At 40.9% G+C, this 17,994-nt stretch carries 12 protein-coding genes; all 12 read right to left on the reverse strand.

Annotated elements, in window-relative coordinates:
- Nucleotides 1-63: 63 nt before the first annotated feature.
- The 12 genes from C5749_RS04965 to C5749_RS05020 all read right to left on the reverse strand — a co-directional run bounded on the left by C5749_RS04965 (nucleotide 64) and on the right by C5749_RS05020 (nucleotide 17,961).
- Nucleotides 64-1,134: a LacI family DNA-binding transcriptional regulator gene (locus C5749_RS04965; RefSeq protein ID WP_105723550.1), complete on the reverse strand. Its 1,071-nt coding sequence runs from the start codon at nucleotides 1,132-1,134 to the stop codon at nucleotides 64-66.
- 67 nt (nucleotides 1,135-1,201) lie between these two features.
- Complete coding sequence (locus C5749_RS04970) at nucleotides 1,202-2,359, reverse strand: alpha/beta hydrolase family protein (protein ID WP_105723552.1); 1,158 nt, start codon at nucleotides 2,357-2,359, stop codon at nucleotides 1,202-1,204.
- Between the two features lie 33 nt (nucleotides 2,360-2,392).
- The gene (locus C5749_RS04975) at nucleotides 2,393-3,880 is read right to left on the reverse strand and encodes a PQQ-dependent sugar dehydrogenase (protein ID WP_105723554.1); all 1,488 of its coding nucleotides are present in this window, start codon (nucleotides 3,878-3,880) and stop codon (nucleotides 2,393-2,395) included.
- On the reverse strand, nucleotides 3,880-5,004 hold the full coding sequence (locus C5749_RS04980; protein ID WP_181151276.1) for a plastocyanin/azurin family copper-binding protein: 1,125 nt from the start codon (nucleotides 5,002-5,004) through the stop codon (nucleotides 3,880-3,882). The genes C5749_RS04975 and C5749_RS04980 overlap by 1 nt, the downstream gene beginning before the upstream one ends.
- 2 nt (nucleotides 5,005-5,006) lie before the next feature.
- Entirely contained in the window at nucleotides 5,007-6,305 is a 1,299-nt protein-coding gene (locus C5749_RS04985) for an enolase C-terminal domain-like protein (RefSeq protein ID WP_105723558.1), read from the reverse strand.
- A 101-nt stretch (nucleotides 6,306-6,406) separates the two neighbouring features.
- Nucleotides 6,407-7,702 carry a BNR-4 repeat-containing protein gene (locus C5749_RS04990; RefSeq protein ID WP_105723560.1) on the reverse strand — a complete coding sequence of 432 codons (1,296 nt, stop codon included), beginning with the start codon at nucleotides 7,700-7,702 and terminating at the stop codon, nucleotides 6,407-6,409.
- Nucleotides 7,703-7,739: 37 nt separating this feature from the next.
- Entirely contained in the window at nucleotides 7,740-10,121 is a 2,382-nt protein-coding gene (locus C5749_RS04995) for a BNR-4 repeat-containing protein (protein ID WP_105723562.1), read from the reverse strand.
- Nucleotides 10,111-11,100, reverse strand: coding sequence for a DUF4466 family protein (locus C5749_RS05000; protein ID WP_105723565.1), 990 nt, complete (start codon nucleotides 11,098-11,100; stop codon nucleotides 10,111-10,113). The genes C5749_RS04995 and C5749_RS05000 overlap by 11 nt, the downstream gene beginning before the upstream one ends.
- 5 nt (nucleotides 11,101-11,105) lie before the next feature.
- Nucleotides 11,106-11,510 carry a hypothetical protein gene (locus tag C5749_RS05005; protein ID WP_105716142.1) on the reverse strand — a complete coding sequence of 135 codons (405 nt, stop codon included), beginning with the start codon at nucleotides 11,508-11,510 and terminating at the stop codon, nucleotides 11,106-11,108.
- Nucleotides 11,511-11,544: 34 nt separating this feature from the next.
- The gene (locus C5749_RS05010; RefSeq protein WP_105723567.1) at nucleotides 11,545-13,374 is read right to left on the reverse strand and encodes a RagB/SusD family nutrient uptake outer membrane protein; all 1,830 of its coding nucleotides are present in this window, start codon (nucleotides 13,372-13,374) and stop codon (nucleotides 11,545-11,547) included.
- 11 nt (nucleotides 13,375-13,385) lie between these two features.
- Nucleotides 13,386-16,442: a SusC/RagA family TonB-linked outer membrane protein gene (locus tag C5749_RS05015; protein ID WP_105723569.1), complete on the reverse strand. Its 3,057-nt coding sequence runs from the start codon at nucleotides 16,440-16,442 to the stop codon at nucleotides 13,386-13,388.
- Nucleotides 16,443-16,737: 295 nt separating this feature from the next.
- Nucleotides 16,738-17,961 (reverse strand): Gfo/Idh/MocA family protein, encoded by a 1,224-nt coding sequence (locus C5749_RS05020; RefSeq protein WP_245893622.1) that lies wholly within the window; start codon nucleotides 17,959-17,961, stop codon nucleotides 16,738-16,740.
- Nucleotides 17,962-17,994: the final 33 nt, after the last annotated feature.

Below are 17,994 nucleotides of genomic sequence, written 5' to 3' on the forward strand. Positions count from 1 at the left end.
ACTAATTTATTGCTTATAATATAATCCAAGGTAGAACATAAACATTAAAAAAACAAATTTTTTTTAATTTTCGTAAAACATATAATTTTCAATGGTAATAATATCAATTGGCATGGGTTTAAAATTCGTGACATTCTCTTTTAGTAAAAAGAATCTATACAGGTAGTTTAACGCAAAATATCCCTGTTTATCCGGACGCTGACAGATTAAGAAATCTACAATCCCCTTTGAGAGATAGTCTACGTTGGCTTCCAAAAAGTCAAATCCTATAATATAGGGTTTCTTTATCTCCTGATGATCATGAAAAAAACGTCCTACAACAGAAACTCTGGAATTCGTAACAAACAATACATCAGGAGTAAACTTTTCAATATTGGATAATAACTCCTTTTCCACCTCTTCATATTCGTTATAAGGGATATCGATAACTTCTATTCTAAAATTCCGGTCCAGATCATTAAGATACGTTCTGTAGCCCTCAATTTTTGTATCTAAATACTTATAGTTTTCCAAGCCTTTCGCAATGTTCAAAATAAGTATCTTGGCATTTGTTCCAACTAAATAAGAAGTCAGGTTCCCCGCCAATCTCCCCGTACTGTTCAAATTTGGACCGATATAACCTAATGTTGATTTAGTTGGGATATCGGAGTTTATATATATCGTCTGCAGTTTTTTCCGATGGCATTTTTTCACAAAAGCTTCCGTTTCTTTAATGAATATCGGTGCTATGACTACAGCATTAAAGTTAGACTTTATCGTTTTTTCCGAAACCTCTAAAAAAGTGTGAACATCTTCTTGATCATAAAGAAACACCTCAGTTTGTATACCGAAGGGTTCCAACTCCTGTATACCTTTGTTAATACCATCTAAACACAGTTGCCAATAACCTGTCTGTAACGATGTCTTAGGGATAATAACTGAAATCTTAATATTATTTTTGACGGATAATGATCTGGCGTAAAGATTAGGCTGATAATTGTTTTCTTTTATGATATCCTTAACCTTTTTCCGGGTTGCTTCGGAGACGTCCTTTCTATTATTAAGCACACGGTCTACCGTTCCGATAGAAACATCGGCAAGTTTGGCAATATCTTTAATACCAAAACGTTTTTTCTCCTTGTCATCAGACATCATACTTCCCTAATAAAGTTGGTCTACGATAAATTTACATTAAATTTTCCAGATATACATCGCCTCCGGTCTAACGTTTCAAAAAGTAATCAAAAAATAAAAACGCCTGTTCATTGGAAGTGTTATCTGGTGAATGTGCTACGCGATTTGTCATAGCTGCCCGGTTTTCAAACCCCAACAATTTATTTACTGCAATAGTATGGTTTAGTGGTATCCATCTTTCCAAGGGGTCTGAAGATCCACCTGAAACCAAAAAAGGACGTGGTGCCATTAACGCATGTAACTCGTGTAGATCATACCCCTCTTCAATTAGTTTCGGATATAGCCCCTTTGCATCTGCTCTCATTCCTGTTTTTTGCCATGTGTTTTTCCAAGGCGGAGGATAATAACCAAGATACCAGGGTTCCCAATAATTCACACCGCTTCCTTTTGTTTCGTCAAAAACAATACCCGGATCAGACCACACCCCACAGGCGTATTTATCATATAAAGCAGAGGCAAACATCGCCCATTTGCCACCATAAGAGTGTCCCATAATTCCGATGCGGGTTTCATCGACTTCTGGATATTTCGCCAATGCCTCCCAAGCATTCGCCCCAGCATATGCCAGCATAGACAAGGGTTGCACTGTAGCATTATCTATTGACGGATAATAAAGCGAATAGGTTCTGTTGGCAGATGTCTCTTTCGTGCCGATGGATAATGTTACAAACCCACGTTTTGTTAATTGCAAGGCGAAATCGCGATGTGGTTTTCCCGCACCTGTTGCTGTTTCTGGTTCATAGAAAACCGTTACCACTGCTGGTTTTTTACCTTTTGTTTCGGGTACTAAAAGATATCCCGTTGTTTCTTCGTTCGGCAACCATTTAAAAGTCACCGTATATTGTGTGTACCCCTCTTTCTGAATAGAGTCCAATATGTTTAAGGTCTGATCTTCTATTATATCAGGCCACTCCCCCATCATGTCGTGCCATTTTTCTCTAATTTCTGTCCTCCGTTCTTCCCAATCTTCCTTTGTTTTTACTACCCTGCCATCATAAAAATTCAAAGGGGAACGATATTCACCTAATTCTTGTTTAAATTGTTCGGGTGGTACAAAATACCGCTCTATCTTATCCCATATTTCATCTTTCGGTACTTTCGTGGGTTGTCCGTGAGTGGCTAAAGCGCCTAACATAAACACTACAGTGCTCCAAAGTGCGATACGCTTTTTTAGTCTGCTTTTCATATTAAATCGTCTGCTTATCCGTTAAAACAAATATTATAAAGTTTCTTTTACGGTATAGACCACGAGCTTATTCAGCAACGTATCTGTCCTTTGTTTATTAAAAACCGAATCTAGCGTGATTTCATAGAGATAATCTTTCTCCATTTCACCGAGGTCTATCTGCAATCTCTTTCCTCGATTCGATATTTTCCATTCATGTACCGACATCTGTTTAAGATTTACTTCTGGCGAACCATATTTTTGATGGTATAGATAGTTATAGCGACGAACTCGGATAGCTTTGGCGATATGAATGCTATCTCCCAGATCGATAGATTGTGTAAAATACATTTCAAACCCGTTTTTAAGAAGATGTATGTCCGCTACGTCAAACGGCGTTTTGCCGGTAAACGAAATGCGTTGGATTCCCCTATCTCCTAGCCAGCCATGATCTGATTGGCCGACCCATAGACTACCATCCGGCGCAAAAACTAACCTGTTGTTTCCCTTTCGTAGCCCCTGACCATCTATAAACGGTGTCACTGCACCTTGGACCACCCCGTTTACATCTTCTAGCATAATACGAACTAAGCGTTCTTGATTCATCTCGCCTACAATAAACTGTCCCTCAAATGGCTTTAGCATTTTATTATGTCTAATTTGAACAGGTTGGGTAGGTGAATTTGCGATGACGTTATGTGGAAAAATCACAGCAGGCTTCTCCCGCAATGCATTTAATGTATCCGCACTCAGTTCAAATGGGTTGCCTCTATTCCACCCCTTCGTCCATACCAAGCTTGCCGGATGTCCGTAAAATTTACCTTCTTGGACATAGTGCAAGGGGCTCGACCCTACCCAATCTCCTTGGTTATCGGTAACAAACAGCCTTCCTTTTGCGTCAAGCCCTAATCCATTAGGGGAACGAAAACCCGAAGCAAACGGCACAATCTCTCCGTTTTTTTTCATTTTCATCACCCAACCTCTATAGGGTACAATGGAAAACATAGGCTTACCTTCCCGACTCTTGCCGTCCATCAACGTATCTCCTCGAAGTTCAGTAGATGTACCTCCTCCCGCTGAGGACGAATTCAAAGCAAAATACAAATTGCCCTCGCTGTCTTCCACGGGGCCATAGGTAAATTCATGATAGTTTCCCGTCATACCAAATCCGTCATACACCGTTTCATACGTATCCGCCTTTCCATCGCCATCGGTATCCTTGATCCGTGTTAGTTCGGGTAATTGCATGACCAGTATTTCACGGTCATTAATGACCTTCAAACCAAGCGGTTCGTGCAGACCTGTTGCAAAAACACGCCATTCTTTCGTATCTGGTTCGTAAATCATCACCTCTCCCCGCATAAAAGCTGCTACCAACCGACCATCTGCTAAAAAATCCAATGCGGCTACTTCTGCCGTCAACCCAGGAGGTGTTTCAATAGTATCTATTTGAAAAGATGCGCCGTCACTGACTAGATCATCGCCTTGACAAGCTGCTAAGGCTATCGACGCACCTAAAAAATATGTAATCGCCGTTCTCATTATTTCTCTATTCTAAACTCCACACTAAATTGCTTTCCGTTTTTTTTATCCAAGACAAGCGGCCCAGCCGGTAATGGTATGCCATTATAATAACAGGTTATTTTTTTTTCTTCTGTATGGTGAAAAACAACATTATCATCTAATGTTGGAATCCGAAAATGACGTACAATCCCATTTTTATCTTCCAATTCTCTTATCGTTTCAAAAATCTCGATACCTTCTATGATATAACAAAATTCTAAATAACCAGCATCCGTTATCCGATATCCTTTAAATTTTGGCGGATTCTTGGTTGTATTTTGTTCGCCGATCGTTAGTACGGCCGGCCGGGTTTCGCGGTACACAATTGTCCCTTCTCTCTTCGCTTTCGCATCTTTATGTCCTTTCCACAACTCCGTATTATCGACAAACCCGTCTTTCCATACAAATCTCATTTGACAGGGAGTTGCATCCCAACAAAAGGATATGTTTCCAGGTAAGTGGACGGCAATTGCTGCTGGGCTTGCGCCATCAATATATAGTCGATAATAATAAGGAGGTATCAATTCATAAGGATGATTTTTGGTTTCTGCATGAACATGCACTTTATTCTTAACATGGTGGGGCACAGCTTTATCCTCAGTCAACACAGGCATTTCACCGGATTTATTAACATACATTGCTCCGTACATGACATGTCCGTGTCCTGGTAGGGTACAAACATACGGATATACCCCTTCTTCTGATGGTGCTGTGAAAGACAATGTTTCTGTTTGGTCGGCATGTAAAACGGACGTATGCCACATCACGTCACCAGTTTCCGGAATATAACTTTTTGCTACTCCTTCCGCTCCCAATTTGGCAGCGAGATCTACCACCTTTTCTCGAGATTCCGGACGGATAACCAAAAGGTTATGATCCATATCGTCTGTGTTCGTAAACCGGAGGACGACCTGCTGCCCCGGAACAACATGAAATCTAGGTAGGCTAAACTGCAATCCGGGTAATACCGAGATGTCAACTTCTTTAGGGGGTTCTTTTTGTATTAAATATCCCTCTTTATAACCCAAAATGCCGGTAACTATAAAAAAAGAAAAAGCTACAGCAAACAGCTTCTTAACCGTTGGCGTTTTTTTTAATATCATCTTCATAATCCCTGCCTCGCAATCCCCATCATTTGCTGGTAATATGGTGAAATGGAAAAAATACCGCCTGCAGTGTCATAAAAATTTTGGTCTAATGTAAATACGCCGTTTACCACCCGCGTCCATTTAGCGTCCGCAAGCGGATGTCTCTTCTTCATATTTTCCCAATTGACATAGTTCATATCACCATTGGTTTCCATCAATCCCATCCCAATTGTAGGAAAAGGAGTCAGTGTAGCAGCAACATTCTTGTTCCACTCCATCAAAATTGGATTGACTGTCAAATCTGCGCACAAACATGGTATATCATTTTCATGGGCTACCTTAGCGATCTTAACAGTCTGACTTAATGTCTTTGCTATACCTTTCAAGATAAATGCTTTATATCCCAACGCAATCTTACGCCGGGCATCTTCTTCACTGTGAATACTCTCGTCAGCTCCGATAATTACCCCCAGATCCGAAACGTCTTCATGGTCACTCTCCCCAAAAGGTTCTTCATATAAAAGAATGTGTTCAAATGCGCCAATTTCTTTTGCGTAATCCAGATATTTTAGCAATGTTTCCTTTTTTTCATAGCGTCCGTTGGCATCCATCGTATAATAGATTTTGTTTATCCTTTTATTCCTTTCCCCATTAAGGATATCATGGATATCTTTTAATCTCATTTTATCCTGTTGCAACATCTTCTCTTGATCACCAGGACTTCCCGTTTTTATCTTAAATACAAAATATCCTTCTTCAGCTGCCTTTTTAATATCTGCCAGTGGCATGTCATAAGAAATCTGAAACATAACGGCGATCCGATCATTTTTGTGACTAAACGCTTGACGATAAGTCGAAGGTATAAGTTCGGTAAATGTTGAAATACCGTTCTCTTCTGCATATAACATCCACATTGCATTATCGATACTAACCAAGGCATTGTGTACAAAATTTATATTAAGATTAGGATATCCTGTTAGTTTTTTACCTTCTTCGATCAACCAAGGTAGCATTTCGTCGAACAGCCTTATCGGGCTATCTAATGATCGCCCTTCTATCCATTTTAATGCCTTATTTGTTAGCACAAACATATTTGCGTTTCCGTTGGATTCAGAGGTAGAGGCAAATATCTCCGCATCGCCATATAGGACACTCTGCGTAGCTAATCCCAGTCCTTTTTTTCCCTTATCGTTCTCGAGCAAAACGACTATTTGCCATAATTCGCTGAGGTATGCCCCTTTAAATCCAAAAGGAAACCGGAGCTTCTCCCTTTCGAAATCTGACTTGGTTTTTATAATTGTTGATTGGTTTATCATTTCTAATTTCTGATCATTTTACATTTCTTGAGATCAATGCACTTGCAGGATCAACCATATTGGTAATAAATTTATATCTTACCGGACCCTAGTTCAATTGACTAGTTATAGGCACGATCTAGTCTTGTAGAGATCGTTTGGTTTATACGTAAATCCGTGTCAAATTGCGTATAGTGATTATACGTTCCTGTCATCCATAACACAATCGGATCCCCTGCAAAACCAAAAACAACATACGGTCGTATGTTATCGGTTCCAGACCCCGAAGTGATTTTTGTAGAAATCCATCTTTTTCCTTTTTTTTTCCAGTGCGCAACTTCAAAGAAACGATCGACCTTACGAGACAAATAAACATTGGACGGATCATGATGGTCCAATGCAATCCCGCCTGAATAATGAGGCTCCCGCACCTTTTCTCCCGGCTTTACAACCGGCATCGACCCGCCTCCTTTACAGATTTCCTCATCAAGCCATCTTTCCCCATTCCACCGGGCGTAATGGTAACGATGGTCGGTATCTCGTGGAAAGCGGGTATAAACAATCACAGGCTTTCCATTTTTGCCCAGGGCCACATCTGATATCCAAGCCCTTATAGTGCTCTTTCCTCCATCATATACCTTACGAACATGTTCATGCTGAATCGCAGGTCCATCCCTTGCACTGATCTGTTCGCCATTCGTTTGATAGAATATCCCTTCGTTATAATAAAAATGGTAAACCGAATTCGTGGGCTCTACAGCAGGATGTCCGTCCGTAAATATAAAATCTATCCTATCCTTACCATTCGAATGAACCTTCAGATAAGGTCGGTTCTTTGTGCCCTTACTTTCTATTAACGCTTCAGTCGGACTCCAACTGTCTCCTAAATCATCGCTGAATGAAAAGGACGGCCGCCAATCACTACCTCGCCAAAACATATAAATACGGTTCCCTTCCTCTTTCAACATAACGGGATGGGAATACGTAATGCGTTTCCCACCAAAAGGAATAACCCTTTCGCTTTCCCATTCCGTAATATCCTCTGGATTCTTACTTTTCCTCATAAAGAAACGACCATTATGCTCCGTATAAAAAGTCAGGAGACGACCATCTGGTAAAAACAAGATGGAAGGAACATTATGATCATCCACCTGCAATTCCTTATGCAAAACAAATGTCTTCACCTCTTTTGACCCCAGATCTCTCGAACTGATAGCGACATCTCCTTTGCTATTGATATACGCATAATATATTCGTTCATTTAATCCTTTATGGTATACCCCCCTTGGATCAGAGAACCAACACCAAGCGGCATCTTCTGCTATAACTTCGTAATCACCTGCCTTAAATTGCGCTTTGGCAAAAAGATTTAAAAACACAAGTACTAAAACCATAGGTACAAAAACTCCTCTATTCATGCTGTGATTTATTTAGTCTTGACCATTATACTAGACGTCATGAAACAAGGTTGTCTCCCGAAACCAACTCCCAACTCGTCCCTCCATCGGGAGACATCAATAAAGTTCTTTCCGAATACTTTCTATCATTTCTGTAAAACCAAAAGGTAGACCAGTAATCATACGAAATAAATAGTCGTCCTTTTCGGTCTATAGTTAGACGATGGCGAAAATTGCTATAATGGAATAATGGTGCTTGTACCAATATTTTAGGTTCAGACCATTGCTCTCCTTGCTTTTTAGACATGTATGCCAATGTTGCATAATGAGTGTCAGGAAAGGGTTCCGCATTATGCTGCCAATACCTGAAGATAGTATGCAACGTATTCTCTTTATCTATGACTAAACCCAAATATGTTTGGGTCGAGCGAATTGTTTTGGGATCTAAAAGAGATTCTGCCTCCGTCCAGCCATCAAGAACACTTAGAGGTTGTAAAGATTTTGCATACTGAAAAGGTCTGCCGTGAGTACCTGTCAAGACATGTAAATAGCCTTCGCTATCCATAGTGATGCCGGGGATGTTATGTGTATCATTTGGTGGAGGCCCGAATCCAACTAAAACTGGGGTTATTAATTTTTTTGTTCTCTTATCATACATAGAAACAAAAACAGGTACTCCCGGCATCTTTTCTCTACTTATGTTTACATCGGTAATCTCCCCCCATACAATAAAAATTTTATCTTTATAAGATACGACCGATGACGGAAGCCCGGAATGAGATGAAACTCCGAGGCATTTGTCAGAAATCAAAATAGGCTGCTCCCATTCAATCCCTTTTCTCGTTTTCTTGGGAACGAATAGTTCCAAATTGCCATATCTTCTCCAAAAATGCTGTTTATCCGCTCCAACACGGGTATATTTTATAACAGGTGGTGGCCCCTCCAACATATTATGCCCGGTAAATTGCTCTATATCGCAACTTGTACCAAGTACACCCGGAAGGCAATACTTCTTAAACGTGAGCCCTTTATCTTTCGAGTGTAATAATGCCACTTTATTATTATCACGACCTAAAACATACATATCACCTTCCGAATCGAAAGCAGCAATTGAACTTTGAAGACGATCCGTGAACGTTTCTTTCCAGGTACTATTTTGGTAGGATAAAACACTGTTCTTAGAAAGTATAAATGGCATGTTGTCTACGTTGAAATAGGGCTGATTGTTTGTGGGATAATCCGGTGTATAACCAAACTGCTCTTGCTCATGACGGTAGGGTTCAAGTTGGATTGGTATTTGTAGGGAAGAATCTGTGTCTGGCTTTTGTGCTTTACTATATAACGTAGCATAAGTTGAAAAATCCCCGCATATCGTGCGTAAATGTACCGATCTATCTACGTCATTGCCTATCCAATTTAATACTACCTCTCTTTCCTGATTGGGATCAAGGAGAATCTCCCTATGTGATAATTGAATATTCCATTTTTCATCTGGGAACTCTAATTCTAATTTAACCTTCTTAGGAGTTGTTCCGTTATTATGAACTTTAAATATAGCAGATTGCTCCTTGCCTGATTGGTCGTACGACGTGTGGCTGTAAGGTGTTACTAACCAACGGTTATCGTGTAAAGTGAACCATTTCTCCGTATCAGGTGTCCAAAACGCCCCGCCAGGATATTCATAGAAAAAATCAGATTTATAACCTATGCCCCAATTCGTCACTCCCTCTATCACCACCTTCGCTAAGGCTTTTGGAAAATGTAATTTCCAAGGAACCATAAGCCGTCTTCCCTCTTCCACATGGTGGAAAGCAGTATCATTATGTACTTCAAGAAAAGTGATATGCTGGTCACTCGCATCTCTCAATTCGATTTTTTTAACCTCGTCCGATAAACCTGTTATCAGGATATTAAATCCATTCCGCTGGGGCATGAAACAGAGATCTGTTTCTTTTTCAGGGTCGACCAAGACGATCGGTTCTTCGTGGCGCTGGTCTTTGTGTCCTCTTGAAGTTTCTATTATATACTTATCACAGTTTGTCCTAAACCTCCAGCTTGTATTTTCGCCATACCGATCATTTGATATAGTAACCATAACAGCATATATACCTGGTCTATTAACATATGCTTCTAATCGTAAAGATTTGCCTTCGGATTCTTCGGAAGTATGTATGTCTTTCAGAACCTTTCGGTCAGGTCCGATAAAGGTTGCTCGCAATGATCTTGTTCTTGAATCTGCTTTCAAATCCGTTTTCTCTATCTCAACAGTTAGTGGTCCTTCTTTAGCATGAAAGAAAATCCCTCCACAGCCACCGAATTTAGGTGTCCATTCGTTTTGTTGCATGTCGCTTTCATTTACTTCCGGTGACATATAGGAAGTCGTTATCCCTAAAATCACAAATATGAAAGCACTATAGATAAAAAATCGTTTACATTTCATATCTTTTAATACTTATCGTCATTGTTTCATCTCCGTTGTTGACATCATTGACATAGACGTAAGCCCGATATTTGTTATCAACGGTTTGGATCCAGACGCCATATTCAGCCCTTAGGTCTATCGCATAATTGGGAGCATCGGAAATATTTAAAGTTTGAAAATCTAGGTCATCAACATATATCCCGAACTGTAATCTGGCTAAATGCTGATCCTGTAAACCAAACGTCCTCTGTATCAATGTGGAGTTATTTATACTCGAAGGCACGTTTTTCCCCTGTAGAAACTTGGCATCTACATCCGGTGAAACTAATGCATGATTGAATGCTATACCGGGAACAGCTCTATAGAGATAAACCAAATCTATCTTGTCAGCCCTTTGCAATGCCTCAGCTTCATCATATACTTTCATATCAGCAATCGAAAAAAAACACTTGTCATCATTAGAAACTACGATATCCTTTTCTATATCCATTTTCGCGATTTGGTAAGGTCCCATCTGATACGATACGCGTTCACCCGTACTTGCTGTTGAAGAAAACGTGAAGGTTACCGATTTTCCTCTAGCTTCTTCAGGGATCGTGTAATAATATCTTAGGGTTGCTGCGCATGTATCGACACTAAATATTACTTTTGTGATATTTTTTGCGGTGATGGATGGTTCCCCTATAACGACTCCCACATCATTGCCTCCATTATCCGTATGAAAAGAACGGTGTTCCAAAAAGGTTCCGGTCGCTCCGGATATAGAGGCTTCCACCATGGCACTAACTATATGGCCGCGCTCGCATCCTAGTGCCATTGCGTAAGCAAACTCTATATCAAGTCCAACCACATTTGGCCCTAATGTTCGCTTTATGGCATCATTATGAAGTTGCGTATTCGCTTGTGGCACACTGTACTCATCACTTTCACAGGAGATAAATAATGAGCCAAAAAATGAAAAGATCAACAGGAATATCTTATAATATTTTGTATACATAATAATCAAGGGTTTAGTTGCTGAATTGTTATATTCACGGAATATGTTTTCTTCACCTTACGGTTACCCGAGATCACTGTCCATTCTCTCGGTGAACTTATATCAGTAAAATCAGTCCAATCGGTTATTTTGGGATCTAATTTAGCATCCGTTACTAGCGTAAATTGAGGCCATAGCCTTTTTAAATTAGTTCCCCACCGGACTTCGACATCTATCGTTTGTGCTACAGTGTCTATAACGGCGTTCTTCGTCCTGACAGTCTGGTAGTCTGTATCCAGAAGCTCAAAATTGCTCACAAAACACTCGGCTCGATCGGTTATTAATAATCCATCTTCGTCCACGGGATAATAATCGTCTCCGCAACCGAATAAGCCGACCAATATTACTAATACTATACTATATTTTTTCATACGACTATTTGTTTTTTAATGAATCTTCTAAGTTTTACATCCAAGGTGTGTTTTGCGTCAGATTCGGATTTCTATCTCGTTCTGCGGGCGGGATTCTAAATATGTAACATTGCTCATAGGCTCTTTCAGACGCATTGTTAAAGTACCTAGTGACATTTGCTCCGTGACTGTCAATACACCATACGCCGGGTGAAAATGGCGGCACCCACACCCTTTCAATAGCCCGCCAGCGTCGCAGATCGAATGATCTGTGACCCTCCCCCAACAGCTCTATAATTCTCTCTTGCTCAATTGCGTCAAAAAAATCTTCCTTGCTGGTATACTTCTCTGCATTTAAAGGTGGGAGGTTTCCCCTGTGTCTTATCCGGTTTACTAGGTCAACTGCAACCTGTTGGGGGCCATAAGCTTCATTAGTAGCCTCCGCATACATCAGATATACATCGGCCAGTCGCATAACTGGCCAGGCATAATCACCGGACGCACGATCCGCCCCGGGGTAGTTTCTTAGAAATTTTCTGTACACGTAGCCGGATAGTGCAGTTCCGTGTCCTGTGTATGTGATATAGTTTACCCCATCAATCGTCACAGGGGATGTCCAAGTTTTATATATAAACGGCGTCCATCCGTCGTATTGAAAATTCACAATGCCCATAATCATCTCATAATCCCACAAGATAGAAGCCTTCATTCGGTAATCTCGGTTAGCATAACTTTGTGGATTTATTGCAGAGTTTTCGGTGGTTCTTGCTTCTGGATTAGATGGATTCATCGGAATTAGAGGCTCCACAAAATCACCCGTGATGGTGGATTGATACCTGTCTGCTATTTCAAAACGGGGGAATACCTGAAGTTGGCCACTCATAAGTTGCCGTCCTCCCAATGCCCTCATTAGTGATTCTCCTTGGCCCGAACCTTGTCCACCATGTGTAAAGCTCATAATTATTTCTGAGTCTCCATTTGCTGTAGGCAGAAACAGGTCAAAATAATTGGGTAGAATCTCTGCTTTCCCCAATTCGTCTATGTCTCCAGGCTCTCCGTTCCTGAACAATGTCAACCCGAAATCCTGAATAACCCTTCTGAAATCATCTGCCGCCCCGACATAAGCGGTTCTGGCCTCATCTGGATCAGGCACAAATCCATCCAATTCCGGCCACCCAAAGTTATTCCAAGACGCCCAATAAAGCTGTAGTTTTCCCCTGAAAGCCAGCGCCGCAGGTTTGGCAGCACGCCCCAAGGCGGGAATCTGATCTGGAAGCTTTTCAGATGCATAAGTAAAGTCGGCATAAATCGAGTCCTTGATTTGCTTTATTGGCATCCGAGTAATATCCTCCACTTCAGAATTATCATAGATTATTTTTCCTATATAGGGCACATCTCCCCAAAGCGAAATCAATCTGAAATAGACCATTCCTCTTAGCAAACGAGCTTCGCCTATTATTGCTTCGAGTTCTTCAGTGACGTCTGGAGACGTGTTTTCAAGCAACATTCTCTCTACGTTTTCAATAACATAATTTGTTCGGTGCACACCACCGTAAAGCTCCCTGTATAGAGTGTTAAAGGCCCCACCATAACCGCTGGGGTTAAAACTACCGTCTGTCATTCCGGGAGATCTAGCAATAGCGGTTGTATTTAGAACGCGTTGATATTCTCCCTGTCCATCCCACCACAAATCCCATTCAAAGAGTGAACGGACATCCGAGTAAGCCCCCATCAAAGCTGTAGTTGCGTCTTGTGTGGTCTGCCAGAACGCAGCAGCACCTAATTCAGTCCTAGGCTGTCGATCTAAAAAGTCATCATTACATGAAAGGCACGATAAGGTGATGATCATGAGTATTATTCTATAAAGTTTATTTATATTTTCCATTGCTATTCTGTTTAAATTCCAATCTTCAATCCCATTGAATACGATTTAACCAAAGGATATGCTTCGTTTATATCCTTACCTTGTATTTCCGGGTCAAGCCCCCTGTACTTGGTAACTGTGAATAAATTTTCACCTGAGATGAAGAATCGTATATCATTTAGCCCCAGTACAGAAAGGGCCCTTTTGCCTCTTAAGGTATATCCAATCTGTATATTCTTCATTCGTAAATAATTCAGGTCGTCTAGCCACAAGGTTGTTTCCTGTCTGTTTAACCCTCCACCACCTAATCTAGGCCATTCGCCACCTCTATTCGAGTGACTCCACGGGTAATCCAAATGCAATTGGCTAAAGGCATAACTTGTCACGTTCGGATTAACATCATTATAACGGGTAATCCAATAATCCTTACGCCCCGTTTCCGCTGTTAGGAAAGTCGCAAAATCAAACCCTTTCCAGCTCATATTGATAGCGAATCCAAGATTCGTGCGAGGCCTGTTTTGGTCTGTATTCGGATAAGCTTTTTTATCATTAGCGTCTATTCGACCGTCTCCGTTCAAATCAAGTCTCAATATATCGCCCGGTGCAGCTCCCTGTGGCGTACTGTTATATATGTCGTCCCAAGTCTGCGCTATCCCCTTATCTTCGTATGTGTACAAGAAACCATACGGCATATCGATAAAAGTTGAACCTCTTCCTAAATATTCGTTCCAGCTTTCCAAACGATTTCTGTTATGGGCGATATTAAAACGTAGACTATAATTAAAATCACCGATATTATCTCGCCAAGTGAAATTACCCTCCACACCTTGATTCCTTAAATTACCAATATTCCTTCTGGGTGCCGTGTATGCACCGGTTAAATGCGTAGACATTTCAGAAGGACGGTTCATGCCCTTAGTCAATCTATTATAATAATCAATTTCAGCTGTCAGTCTATTTCGAAGAAAACCAAGATCTAAACCTATATTTGTCACGTAGGTTCCTTCCCATGATAAATCTCTATTGATCATCTTGGAATTTACAAATCCACGCACTATTTGGCCATCGATTATATAATTCATCGTAGTCAACGTTTCTTGCTGTTCATACCGACCTACACCGCTATTATTCCCCAGACCTCCGTATGAAACCCGTAATTTACCTTCGTTCAAGAAGCTTTTCGCAAAATTTTGCACGAAACCTTCTTCCGAAAATCTCCATCCAAAAGAACCCGATGGAAAGAAACCATACTGTTGGTCACCAATAAATCTGGAAGACCCATCGAATCGAGCACTGAACTCCAACAGATATTTACCATACGCATTGTAATTGAAGCGACCGACAAACGAACGCATAGCTTCTTCGTTGGAATTCCCTCCATTGGACTGTATCTCATTCAGTGCAGCGTCAATTTCAGTAAGTGAAGGATGGAGACGATCGTTCCTTGATGCGTTTTGGGCTCTATTGTACCAATACTCCTGGCTAACCACAAAAAGTCCTGTTATCTGGTGATTGGCATTTATTTGCTTATCATAATTGAGCAAAGCATTTAATTGCGTCTTATACCCTGTATTTGTGAAATTTTGTATCGGAGCATTTGGTGTGATAAACCATCGGTCTGTCAGCATTTCACGCTGAAAATTGTACGCCTGAGTGGGTATATTTGCCCCTCGTCTAAATTGGTTGTAATAGTCAATGGTATAATCAGCACGAGCTCTTAATCCCTCGATTGGGAACCACTCTAGGTACATCGAAGGATTGATTTCCTGCCGGTTTTGGTGGTTTCTCACATTCGTATAAGCTTGTAGCGGATTGAACACGAGTGTATTTTCATTATATGCCATCTCTCCTCCATAGTATCCCGTAACAGGATCGTAAGGGGTTATTCCGGCAACCGAAGCTCTGAGATCAGCTCCCACCCCACTCCCTTGAGTAAAACCTTCGGAACCCGCGTATTCCCAAACAGACCAGTTTCCACCGAAGCGTGTCCCGATAACCAAATTATCCCTTAAAGAATGTTCGTAGTTAAATCTAGCGTTGTATCTTTTAAAATTGTTGTTTATTTGCAATCCCTTTTCGTCCATAATCCCGACAGAACCAAAAAAGCTAGATTTGTCATTTCCTCCCTGCACCGAAAGATTGTGGTTCTGCAACACGCCATTTCGGACAATTATATCCCACCAATCTGTGTTCGGATACCGGATAGGGTCGATCATGCCCAAAGCCATCCATTGGTCTATCGTGCCATCTTTATAGTTCAAGTTTGCCCGCTCAGTAGACGTAAGTTGAGCTACTTGGTGAAGAGTTAAAGCTCTTGGATAATCAGGTAAAAATGAATATGCATCAGTAGGGTTTGACATCGCTACATTAGACGACAGTTCAAGCCTGGGCTTTTCTAAATTCTTTCCCGATTTCGTAGTGATCAGTATTACACCGTTGGCTGCTCTAGAACCGTAAATAGCAGCGGAGCTTGCATCCTTCAGGACAGTCACACTCTCTATATCGTTAATATTCAACCTGTTCATATCAACATCAGGCATACCGTCCACTACTATTAGGGGGCTTGCGTCGTTGACTGTCCCCATTCCCCTGATGAGTATCGACATATCGTTACTTCCCGCCATGCCGCTATTTTGACTAATAGCCAGACCGGGCAACTGTCCGCTTAAAGCTGAAGATAAGTTTGTCAAGGCTCTGCTCGTAATCTTTTCATCTATTTGAAGGGACGAGACAGCGCCTGTCAAATTCGCTTTTTTCTGAGTTCCATATCCCACGACAACCACTTCATCCAAATCGGATAGCCTATGTTCCAACATAACTTCCATTGTACCTGCAGCAGCAGATAATTCCAAGAAGTCATACCCTAAAAGCGAAAAGCTGATTTTCTCTCCGACATTTCCTTTAAGTTCAAAACGTCCTTGGCGGTCGGTCTGGGTGGTTACACCACCAATCTGAACTGTTACGCTAGAAAGCGGCTCCCGCGTTCCGGCATCTTTAACTACGCCGACGATCTGCGTTTGGCTATAGCTATCTACTGCCAACAAAGACATAATAAATAGCAAGAAAAACTTGTGTAAACTACGCATCATAACATTTTCTATTGGTTATTATTTATAAACTTATCAATGACTTATATGGGAAAATTCGGTTACGTAACCGTAGTATGTCGTCAGAATCTATTAGGCAAATCGTTTACGTACACGTTATTTTACAATAATTTATTTCCGTTAGTCTTATAATCTATTGCTAATATAGTGACTTTTTGCTCCTTTCCAAACAGAATCCGGATAGATTTTGCGAAGAACCTCTATATCATCACTGGTTTTTGAGCCATTCCATTTTTCTTTCCGTTGTTCAGCAGTTTTCACGGAATGCTTCCAAATCCTAGGGTAACATATCATACTCCGGCTTCCAATATTGCGTTTTTTCATTCTCAATGGCTTCTAAACCCATACAAATAGCGATTGCAGAATCTCGTCCTGTTTCTACATTGGATGCTGGTTTTTTACCATTAACTATACAATCTGCAAAATCATTAAGCGCATTTATAGTCGGTTCGACCATCTTCTCATCCGGACCTAGGTATTCAATTTCTGTTTTTTCACCTTGTGTTGCATTTAGAATTGTGGCTCCTGTTACCCCATCGACTGTACCTAAGGTCCGCTTTGTCGTTTCCGGGTATAGGTAAGCTTTATTACGTTCTATTTCAATCGTTGCTTTGTTACCTAAGATTCTAATCTGATATCCATTGAACGCGTTTGACAAAACCGACGTATACGTTGCTTTTATACCATGCTCATATTCGTACACCGTCCGTACGTTATCATGGGTTTCTCTTCCATCTTTCCAGTAGTCTATTCCCCCCAAGCCCATTACCTTAATAGGATGACTACTGGTAATATAGTTTACCGCATCGATCTGGTGAGCGCATAATTCGGATAAAGGCCCGCCACAGAGGTCTTTATACATCCTCCAATTGATAACTTTTTCTAATTTTGGGTCATTGACAGGATATCTCCAATCCGAGTTTCGATTATACTGGCATTCAAAACTATAGGTATCCCCTATCCAGCCCTGATTGACAACTTCCTTAATTTTGTGATAGAGTTCAAAATTCCTGTACTGAAAACCTACTTGGAAAACTAACCTCGAATTTCTCACTCTTTTAACCAGATCCAACGACTGTTCTATCGTAAAGGCCATCGATTTCTCGACATATACATGTTTATCCGTCGAAAGTGCTGCTACCGCCATCGGATAATGCAAATATAAGGGTGTCGCAATGATCACGGCATCTATATTTTTATCTGCTAGCAGCTGTTCATAGTCTGTATATGCTTTAGCCTTTGGATCGGCCTTTGCCATCGCCGATTGCAAATTTTCAGGAATAATGTCACAGCAAGCGACGACTTTCAAACCAGAGATTTTTTCTATTGTATTTATTAATCCTAGCCCACGTTTTCCAGTGCCTATAACCCCCACTTGTACAGCGCCTCCCGATGAAGCGGCTTTCCCGAACAGTGGCATATCTGCGGCTAATAAGCCTCCCAGTGTTAAAGCACTATTGGCAATAAATTGCCTTCTATTTATAAAATTATCTGACATCATTATTATATTGTTTTTGCGTTCTACTCTTCTTCT

Source organism: Sphingobacterium gobiense (assembly GCF_002980575.1).
Taxonomy (GTDB): domain Bacteria; phylum Bacteroidota; class Bacteroidia; order Sphingobacteriales; family Sphingobacteriaceae; genus Sphingobacterium; species Sphingobacterium gobiense.